The 9,379-nt window shown below is 64.7% G+C and carries 8 protein-coding genes and 1 pseudogene; 7 read left to right on the top strand and 2 right to left on the bottom strand.

The window, feature by feature from the left end; all coding sequences use genetic code 11:
* Positions 1 to 10: 10 nt before the first annotated feature.
* The gene (locus N438_RS00760; protein ID WP_032730630.1) at positions 11 to 1,591 is read right to left on the bottom strand and encodes a rhodanese homology domain-containing protein; all 1,581 of its coding nucleotides are present in this window, start codon (positions 1,589 to 1,591) and stop codon (positions 11 to 13) included.
* A 5-nt stretch (positions 1,592 to 1,596) separates the two neighbouring features.
* Positions 1,597 to 2,199 carry a cysteine dioxygenase gene (locus N438_RS00765; RefSeq protein WP_116696018.1) on the bottom strand — a complete coding sequence of 201 codons (603 nt, stop codon included), beginning with the start codon at positions 2,197 to 2,199 and terminating at the stop codon, positions 1,597 to 1,599.
* A gap of 106 nt (positions 2,200 to 2,305) precedes the next feature.
* Between N438_RS00765 and N438_RS00770 the strand changes: the two genes are divergently transcribed.
* The 7 genes and pseudogenes from N438_RS00770 to N438_RS00800 all read left to right on the top strand — a co-directional run bounded on the left by N438_RS00770 (position 2,306) and on the right by N438_RS00800 (position 9,337).
* Positions 2,306 to 3,199 (top strand): LysR family transcriptional regulator, encoded by an 894-nt coding sequence (locus tag N438_RS00770; RefSeq protein WP_038431397.1) that lies wholly within the window; start codon positions 2,306 to 2,308, stop codon positions 3,197 to 3,199.
* Positions 3,200 to 3,343: 144 nt separating this feature from the next.
* Positions 3,344 to 4,439: pseudogene (locus tag N438_RS00775) on the top strand (LLM class flavin-dependent oxidoreductase).
* Positions 4,426 to 5,577 (top strand): acyl-CoA dehydrogenase family protein, encoded by a 1,152-nt coding sequence (locus N438_RS00780; RefSeq protein ID WP_012541418.1) that lies wholly within the window; start codon positions 4,426 to 4,428, stop codon positions 5,575 to 5,577. Before N438_RS00775 ends, N438_RS00780 begins: the two are co-directional and overlap by 14 nt.
* A 5-nt stretch (positions 5,578 to 5,582) precedes the next feature.
* A complete protein-coding gene (locus N438_RS00785) occupies positions 5,583 to 6,545 on the top strand; it encodes an ABC transporter substrate-binding protein (protein ID WP_008804495.1) in 963 nt (320 codons plus the stop codon).
* Entirely contained in the window at positions 6,542 to 7,579 is a 1,038-nt protein-coding gene (locus N438_RS00790; RefSeq protein ID WP_116696019.1) for an ABC transporter substrate-binding protein, read from the top strand. Before N438_RS00785 ends, N438_RS00790 begins: the two co-directional genes overlap by 4 nt.
* Positions 7,560 to 8,555, top strand: a complete 996-nt coding sequence (locus N438_RS00795; RefSeq protein ID WP_012541421.1) for an ABC transporter permease subunit — start codon at positions 7,560 to 7,562, stop codon at positions 8,553 to 8,555. The genes N438_RS00790 and N438_RS00795 overlap by 20 nt, the downstream gene beginning before the upstream one ends.
* On the top strand, positions 8,549 to 9,337 hold the full coding sequence (locus N438_RS00800) for an ABC transporter ATP-binding protein (protein WP_012541422.1): 789 nt from the start codon (positions 8,549 to 8,551) through the stop codon (positions 9,335 to 9,337). The genes N438_RS00795 and N438_RS00800 overlap by 7 nt, the downstream gene beginning before the upstream one ends.
* The last annotated feature ends 42 nt before the right edge of the window (positions 9,338 to 9,379 follow it).

The following is a 9,379-nucleotide window of genomic DNA, read 5'->3' on the forward strand; positions in this document are numbered from 1 at the left end:
CGCGCTCGCGCTAGAGCACCCGAAAACCGTGGGTGCCGTCGCGGGCCAGCTGATCCACCAGGCCATACTCCCACTCCAGATAGGCCTGCATGGCCTCGGCGGAATTATCGGTTCCTTCGTACGGACGACGATAGCGGTCACGGCGCTCGACGGCGAGGCCGCTGTCGCCATGCGCCAGCGGCAGACCGGCGGCGATCCACGCCAGCGTCCCGCCGGTAAGCAGCTGCACCGGTTTACCGGTCAAGGCCGCCACCTCCGGCACCGCGTAGCGGGCCAGCAGACTGCTGCCGCAGGTCACCACGTATCGCTGTGCGGGAGGGATCACATCCAGGGCCTGGCGCAGCTGCGAGCGCGTTAGCCACCACGCGCCGGGGATATGGCGAGCGACAAAGTTGGCGCTGGTGGTAAAATCGAGCACCACCGTACCGGGTTCGTCCAGCTGTTGCGCCAGCTGCGCCGGGCTTATCTCCTCCGCCTGCGGGCCGGGCGGCACCTCGGCGGCCGGCACCCCGCGTTCGCTCAACTGGCTGGCCGACAGCGCGCTCAGCCGCGCCGTCTCCCAGCCCATCTGCGCCAGCCACGAGCCGGTTATCGCCGCCCGGATGCCATCGTCATCCAGCAGCACAATTCGCGCCCCTCGTACGCTGGCGAAGTGATCGGTCTCCTGCAGCAGCTGGCCGCCTGGCGCGCTCAGGCTGCCGGGATAGTGACCCGCCGCGTACTCCTCGGGGCTGCGGACATCAAACAGGAAGGTAGTGCGGTCGCTCTGCTGCAGCCAGCGTTGCAGCGTGGCCTCATCGATGACCGCCACCCCGGCCCGTTCGGCAAGATGCGCCACCTCAGCGGCCCGGACGCCGGAGGCGCGGGCGGAGGGATCGTATTGCCGCTGCTGCTGGTGCGCCAGCGTCTGGCCGGCCAGCGTCCAGCCGATAGTGCCATTGCGCAGGGCATGGACCGGGTTTGGCACGCCGGCGTTGATCAGCGACTGGGTGCCGATGATGCTGCGGGTGCGTCCGGCGCAGTTGACGATAACCGGCGTCTGCGGGGAGGGCGTCAGGCTCTCCACCCGCAGGGCCAGCTCGCCGCCGGGCACGCTGATGCTGCCGGGGATGCTCATGGTCTGGTACTCATCGAAGCGCCGGGCGTCGACGATCACCACCTCCTGCCGGCTGTCGATGAGCGCCTGAACCTCCTGGGCGCTGAGCGACGGCGTGTGACGCACGCTTTCCACCAGTTCACCAAAGGCTTTGCTGGCGGAGTTGACATCCTGAAACAGCTCGCCGCCGCTGCGGCGCCAGCCGGCGAGCCCCTCTGTCAGCAGGGCCACATCCTGATAGCCCCAGGCCCGTAGCCGTTCGACGGCGATCTCCGCCAGACCTTCGCCGTTGTCGTAGACGGTGAGCGGGGTGGTGAAGCGCGGTATCCGCCGGCGGACCTCCAGCTCCAGTTTGCTGAGCGGCAGATTGACGGCAAACAGCGGATGAGCGGTGGCGAAATCGGCCTCTTCACGGACGTCGATCAGCGCCAGTTCACGACGGTCGAGCAGCGCCTGGCGTATCCCGGCGGCCTGGCGATAAGCGTAGGTGGGCATAGTGGTTATCCTTGATTTTCGCGGGACAAATCCCAGATATTGGGTAAATGGCGGTTAGAGTAGCCGGAGATAAACGGTTTCTGCTGCCCTTCCGGGGTATACACGGCGCGCTTCACCGCGCCGATATTGCCGCCGTAGATGTGAATGCTGATGGAGACGCGATCCGCCAGCGCATTGCTGACGCGATGAATATCGCCATCGTCAGCGGAGACTTTCTCCACCTGGCCTGCTTCCAGAAGCGTGGCGGCGCCCAGCGCGCGCGGGATGCCATCGGCATCCAGCTGGTAGCGCTGGTTTTCCTCCGCGCCGCGCAGCATACCAATGGCCCCCCACACCCGGTGGTCATGGATCGGCGTCGCTTGCCCCGGTCCCCAGACGAAGCTGACAATCGAGAAGCGCTCCCCGTAGTCGGCATGCAGCAGATACTGCTGGTAATGGTGCGGATGCGGCAGAGTGTACTCTTCCGGCAGCCAGTCGTCGTGACGCACCAGCGCCGCCAGTCGCTGCGCCACGGCGTCAAGCAGCGGGGCGGTCTGGTGGTGCTCACGGTGCAGGCGGTCTACCTCATGAATGAAATGGCGTAATTTTTCCAGTCGTGGTGCAGTCATGTGCGGTTCCTGTCAGAGGGACTGGTCAAAACGCTAACAGAGGCGTTAATATTATTTAAATGCAATTTACGCATATATTAATATGCATATTTCACATAAGGATCCTATGCGCATTGACGATATTGACGCTTTGCTGGCCACGGTGCAGTTTTCCTCCCTCAATCAGGCCGCGGAATATCTGGGGATCACCCAGTCGGCCATCACCCGGCGTCTTCAGCGTCTGGAACAGGAGCTGAACGTGACGCTGTTGGAGCGCCAGACCCGCCCGCTGACCCTGACCGCCGCCGGACACCGGGTGTACGAGCAGTGTCTGAGCATTAAGCGTGAGACGAAAAAACTCTACAGCCTGTTGGATCCGCAAGGCGAGCCGCGCGGCGCGCTGCGTCTCGGCGTGCCGCAGAGTCTCAGCGAGATTGCCCTGCCGGCGGCGCTGTCGGCGCTGAGCCAGCAGTTTCCCGGACTGTCGCCGCAGATCACCTGCGGCTGGAGCGGACAGCTGCAGCGCCGGCTGGAAAACGGCGAGCTGGACGGCATGCTGGCGATGGGGCCCGCCCAGCAAAGCTTCGCCGAGGGCTACAGCGGACGGCTGCTGTGTCCCCTGGAGGTGGTGCCGATCGTCGGCCGGCGTTTGAATTTGCGCGCGTCATCCCTGCGGGAGTGCGCCGAACAGGGCTGGATCCTTAACCCCGACGGCTGTGGCCTGCGCGCCGGGCTTATTCGCCAGCTGCAGAGTCAGGGATTGCGGTTGAAGCTTAATGTCGAAAGCGCGGGCGCGCAGCTGCAGATAGCGCTGGTGGCGCAGGGACAGGGGCTGGGTCTGGTGCCGCGGGCGGCGCTGGCCAGCAGCCCGTGGCGGGACGAGATCGCGGTCCTCAATCTCAGCGATTTTCAGCCTGCGGTCTCACTGTGGCTGATCCACGCCCAGTATCTGGCAAACCTGCAGCCGCCGCTGACCTTTTTCGCCAGCAAAGTGGTGCAGCAGCTGACAGTATCCGACTGAAAGCACTATGCATTTTTGTTTAATGCTAATTCAGCATATTAAGATATGATAAAAATGCATTTTGCTCATTAACACACTCTGTATAGGGTAATGACCAGCGCCGCTGTCGCGGCCACTCCATTACCCTGACGCAAGGAGTTGTTCATGAGCATTCAGTTTCTCGGCATGATTGGCCACCGCCTCTCTTCCGAAACGATTGCCCCGGTGGGGCCGATCTTTGACCGCGACTATATCGTTCGCTTTGCGCAAACCCATGAAGCCGCCGGGTTTGATCGTCTGCTGGTCGGCCACTGGTCCGATCAACCCGACGGCTTTCTGGTGACGGCCCTGGCCGGGCTGTCGACGCAGAAAATCCATTACCTGCTGGCTCATCGCCCCGGTTTTGTTTCGCCAACCCTCGCCGCGCGCAAATTCGCCACCCTTGAGCACCTGTTGGGGGGCCGGCTGGCGGTGCATATCATCAGCGGCGGCAACGATGCCGAGCAGCGCCGGGATGGCGATTATCTCGACCACGACCAGCGCTACGCCCGCACCGACGCCTTCCTCGACACCGTGCGCCAGGTGTGGACCAGCGAGCAGCCGGTGGATATTCACAACGATTTTTATCAGGCCGAGCAGGCCTGGTCCGCCATTCGCCCGCTGCAAAAACCGCATCTTCCCATCTACTTCGGCGGCTCGTCGGAAGCGGCCATCGCCGTCGCCGGCAAACATGCCGACGTCTTCGCCCTGTGGGGCGAGTCGCTGGCGCAAACCGGAGAGACCATCCAGCGCGTGCGCGCCGAAGCGGCGAAACACCAGCGTGATATCGGCTTCAGCGTCTCGTTCCGGCCGATTATCGCCGACAGCGAAGCCGAAGCCTGGGAGAAAGCCGAGCATATCCTGCACGTCGCCACCGAGCAGGCGGCGCAACGCGGAGGGGGTTTCAAAGCCAAACCGGACAGCATCGGCGCCCAGCGGCTGCGGGCCACCGCGGCGCAGGGCAGGGTGGTGGACAAACGTCTGTGGACCGGCATCGCCCAGCTGGTGGGCGGCGGACATAACTCCACCGCCCTGGTGGGCACCCCGGAGCAGGTGGCGGATGCGCTGCTTGATTACTACGACCTCGGCGTGCGTAACTTCCTGATCCGCGGATTCGATCCGCTGAACGACGCGGCCGACTATGGCCGGGCGCTGCTGCCGATCGCCCGGGAAAAAGCTGCCCGGCGTGCGGTGGCGGAGCGCGCATCGTGATCCATCCTGAGCGCGACGACTGGGCCCGGCAGCTGACGGCGCTCCGCCAGCAGATGGCGGAGCAGGCGGCCAGCCTTGATGCCAGCGGCGAGTTTCCCCAGCGTAATATCGACCATCTGCGCGCGGGGGGCTGGTTAAGTCTCGCCGTGCCGTCATCCTGCGGCGGCGCGGGCGCCACTCTGGCCCAGCTTCAGCAGGCCATCGCCGCCATCGCCTGGGGAGAGCCGGCGACAGCGCTGATCGTCTGCATGCAGTATCTGCACCATTTGCGGCTGGCGGAAAACGACGCCTGGCACGCGCCGCTGCGCCAGCAGGTTTTTCACGATGCTGTCGAACACGGTGGCCTGATCAACAGCCTGCGCGTCGAGCCGGAGCTGGGATCCCCGGCGCGGGGCGGCCTGCCGGACACCGTGGCGACCCGTCGCGCGGAGGGCTGGGACATCAGCGGCCATAAAATTTATACCACCGGCATTGAAGGGCTGCGCTGGCTGGCGGTGTGGGCCAGAAGCGATGATAACCCGCCGCTGGTGGGCACCTGGCTGGTGGCTGGCGACAGCCCGGGTATCAGCGTGGTGAAAAGCTGGGATCACGCCGGGATGCGGGCCACCGGCAGCCATGAAGTTATTTTTAACCACGTGCGGGTGGCGGCAGAGCACGCGGTGGATGTCTGGCCGGCCGATGCGCCACCCGCCGCGGAGGCCGAACCGTTTCGCCTGTTCGCCAACCGGCAGACGGCGCTGCTGGCGGCGATCTATGACAGCATTGCCCACGCCGCTCACGACTGGCTGGTGAGGTGGCTGGCGGGACGGGTACCCGCCGGTCTCGGTCATCCGCTCTCTCGTCTGCCACGGGTGCAGGAGAAAGTCGGGCAGATCGCCGGGCTGCTGCTGGTCAACCGCAGCCTGCTGGAGCAGGCCGCCGCGCTGCGCTTTTCCGCTATCGAGGCCAATCTGGCGAAAGTCACCATCACCGACAACGCCATTCAGGCGGTGAATATTGCGCTCGAGCTGACCGGCAATCATGGCCTGAGCCGACAGAACCCGCTGGAACGCCACTACCGCAACGTGCTCTGCGGACGGGTACATACCCCACAGAGCGACAGCGCCTGGCTGGCAGCCGGCAACTTCGTCTTTCAATCACAAGGATAATCACGATGCGTCTATCATTTTCAGGCCGGGTGGCGGCAGCGCTGATGCTGCTGGCGCTGGGCGGCTACGCGACAGCGCAGGAGCGGATCACCCTGCGTATCGCCGATCAAAAAGGCGGCATGCGTTCGCAGCTGGAGGCGGCCAACGCCCTGCAAAATCTCCCTTACGACATTAAGTGGGCCGAGTTCCCGGCCGCCGCGCCGCTGGCGGAAGCCCTCAACGCGGGCGCCGTAGACGCGGGGATCATCGGCGATGCGCCGTTGCTCTTTGCCCTGGCCAACGGTGCGCCGGTCAAGGCCATTGCCGTGGATAAAAGCAACCCGGCGGGGACCGCGGTGCTGGTTTCCCCCGGCAGCACGTTAAAAAGCGGCGCCGATTTAAAAGGCAAACGCATCGCCACCGGTAAAGGGTCGATTGGTCATTTCGTGGCGCTGAAAGCGCTGGAGCAGGCGGGGATTTCACCGAAGGAGGTGCAGTGGGTGTTCCTCGGCCCGGTGGACGCCAAAGTGGCGCTGCTTAACGGTTCGGTGGACGCCTGGGCGACCTGGGAGCCCTACACCACCCAGATGGTGAAGACCAACGAGGGGCAGATTCTGGTGAGCGGCAAAGGGCTGCTGCCGGGGAATACCTTCCTCGCGGCAACGGATTCCGCGCTTAACGATCCGCAAAAACGCGCCGCGCTGCAGGATTATCTCCAGCGCCTGGCCGGCGCCGAGCGCTGGGCCTACGCCAATCTCGACAGCTACGGCAAAACGCTGGGGGAGATCATTCGCTTCCCGGCGGAGATCGCCCGCGCGCAGTTTGCCAACCGCCAGTCGCAGTGGCAGCCGCTGGCAGAGGAAACGGTGACCCAGCAGCAGGCAACGGCGGACTTTTATCTCGCCAACGGCCTGATCCGCACCCGGCTGGACGTGAAGCCGACCTTTGACCCCAGCTTTAGCGTGCCCGCCGCCGAGGTGACACCATGACCAGAAACGCTTTTTCCCGCCGCCGTTTTTTACAGCTCAGCGGCGGCCTGGCGCTGGCCGGGGTCTCTCTGCCGCTGTGGGCTCACGATATGGCGAACATGGCCAGCGGCGATGCCCATCCGGCGCTGCGCCTGCCAGAGCCCTACAAGATCAAGCTGGCGATCAATAAAAGCGCGGTATGCCTTGCGCCGGTCGCCGTCGCCGAGCAGCAGAAGATTTTCAGTAAATATAACCTCGACGTTGAGTTTGTTAACTTCGGCAACTCCACCGATGTGCTGCTGGAGGCGATCGCCACCGGTAAGGCCGACGCCGGGGTGGGGATGGCGCTGCGCTGGCTGAAGGCGCTGGAGCAGGGCTTTGACGTCAAGCTCACCGCCGGAACCCACGGCGGCTGTCTGAACCTGCTGACGGCCAAAGACTCGCCGTTCGGCGGCCTCGAGAGCCTGAAGGGACAAACCATCGGCGTCACTGATATGGCCGGGCCGGATAAAAACTTCTTCGCCATTCTGCTTAAGCGCCACGGTATCGACCCGATCAGCGACGTGCAGTGGAAAGTCTACCCGGCGGATCTGCTCAGCGTGGCGCTGGACAAGCGCGAAATCGCCGCCATCAGCGGCAGCGAGCCATTCAGCTATCGTCTGCTGGAGACCGGCAAGTATCAGCTGATCGCCAGCAATATGACCGGGGATTATGCCAACCTCAGCTGCTGCGTGCTGGGGGTGAGCGGGAGCCTGGCGCGGGACCATAAACCGGCCGCCGCCGGGCTCACCCAGGCGATCCTTGAGGCGCACAGCTATGCCGCTGCGCATCCGGAAAGCGTGGCGCAATCCTTCCTCGCCCATGCCCTGAACACCAGTGAAGCGGAGGTGAGCGGCATCCTGCACGGGCAGGGCCACGGCCATCATGCGGTGGGCGAAGCATTCGTGAAAGAGCTGACGCAGTACGCGGTCGACCTGCAGCGGGTGCAGGTGATCAAGCCGGGTACCGATCCCCATCAGTTCGCGGAGAGTATCTATGCCAACGTATTCGCCTGAGCAGGCTCTGGCGCGCCCCACCGGCCGCGCGCCGCTGTGGGGAGAAGGGCTGCTGGCCGCCGCGCTGTGGCTGCTGGGCGGTCTGTTTACTCTGACCTGGCCCGATGCCGGGCGGCGCTGGCCGTTTAGCGAAGGGTGGGCGCTGGCGCAATTCACCCTCGGCAGTGGATTACTGCTGCTGGCGCTGAGCTATCGCTACTGGCGAGCGCGCGGCGCGCGTGTGCGGCATGCCGGCAAGTGGCTGGCGCTGTTGCCGGTGCTGTTTGCTGTCTGGGAAGGGCTGACCGCCAAGAGCGCCGTGCTGCCGGTGCCGTTTTTCGCGCCGCCGCAGGCGCTGATCGAGGTGCTGCACGACGACTGGCCGCGCCTGCTCGACAGCCTGTTGCACTCGCTGGGGCTGCTGGGGCTGGGCGTGCTGCTGGGCACCAGCAGCGGGTTCATCACCGGTCTGGCCATTGGCTGGTCGCAACGGATTGGCTACTGGGTTCATCCGGTGTTACGTCTGCTGGGGCCGGTGCCGTCCACCGCGCTGCTGCCGCTGTGCCTGTTTATTTTTCCCTCGAGCTTCGGGGCCAGCGTGTTTTTGATCGCGCTGAGCACCTGGTTCCCGGTCACGGTGCTGACCTGGTCCGGAGTGATGGGCATTGATAAGGCGTGGTACGACGTGGCGCGGACCCTCGGCGCCAGCCAGCGTTTCCTGATCCTGCGGGTGGCGATCCCCGCCGCGCTGCCGAACGTCTTTGTCGGCCTGTTTATGGGGCTCGGCGCGTCGTTTTCGGTGCTGATTGTCGCCGAAATGGTCGGAGTGAAGTCAGGGATCGGCTTTTACCTCCAGTGGGCCCAGGGCTGGGCGGCCTATCCGAATATGTACGCCGCGCTGCTGGTGATGGCGTTGTTATGCTCCGGCCTGATAAGCGGATTATTTATGCTGCGTGACCGGCTGCTGAGCTGGCAGCGAGGAGGAATGCAATGGTAACAGCGACGCCAGATTCGCCGGCGATAGCGCGCGGCGCGGCGGTATCCATCAGCCATCTTCATCATGCGTTTACACTTGGCAAACAGACGGTACCGGTGCTGGAGAATATCAGTCTGCAGCTGCGCCCGGGGGAAAGCGTGGCGCTGCTGGGCCCTTCCGGCTGCGGTAAATCAACCCTGCTGCGGCTGCTGGCGGGGCTGGAAGCGCCGCAGAGCGGACAGATGCAGATCGACGGTGCGGCGCCCGGCGCCCCGGGGCCGGAGCGGATCCTTGTGTTTCAGGATCCGACGCTCTACCCATGGCTGACGGTACGGCAGAACGTGCTGCTGGGCCCGCAGGCACAGGGCAAAAAGGGGCTGGAGGCAAAGGCCGACGCGCTGATTGACCGCATCGGGCTGCAGGCCTTCAGCGAGGCGTGGCCGCGGCAGCTGTCCGGGGGGATGGCGCAGCGTGCGGCGCTGGCGCGCGCCTTGTTGAACGAACCGCGCCTGCTGCTGCTCGACGAGCCGTTGGGTAAGCTGGATTCCCTGACCCGCATCAGCATGCAGCGGGAGCTGATCGCCCTCTGGCAGCAGCAGGGGTATACCAGCCTGCTGGTGACCCACGATATCGAAGAGGCGCTGCTGCTGTGCGAGCGGGTACTGGTGATGTCGCCGCGTCCAGGGCGGATTATCGCCGAGTTCGCGCTGCCGCTGGATTTTCCTCGTCATCGCGATAACCCGCAGCTGCTGCAGCATCGTCAGGATATATTGCGCATCCTCGGCCAGGAGGAGGACTGGTAAGCTGAACGCATTGCCCGGTGGCGGCTGCGCCTTACCGGGCCT

Origin of the sequence: Klebsiella sp. GL120222-02 (assembly GCF_003097195.1) — a bacterium.
GTDB classification, from domain to species: domain Bacteria; phylum Pseudomonadota; class Gammaproteobacteria; order Enterobacterales; family Enterobacteriaceae; genus Klebsiella; species Klebsiella variicola.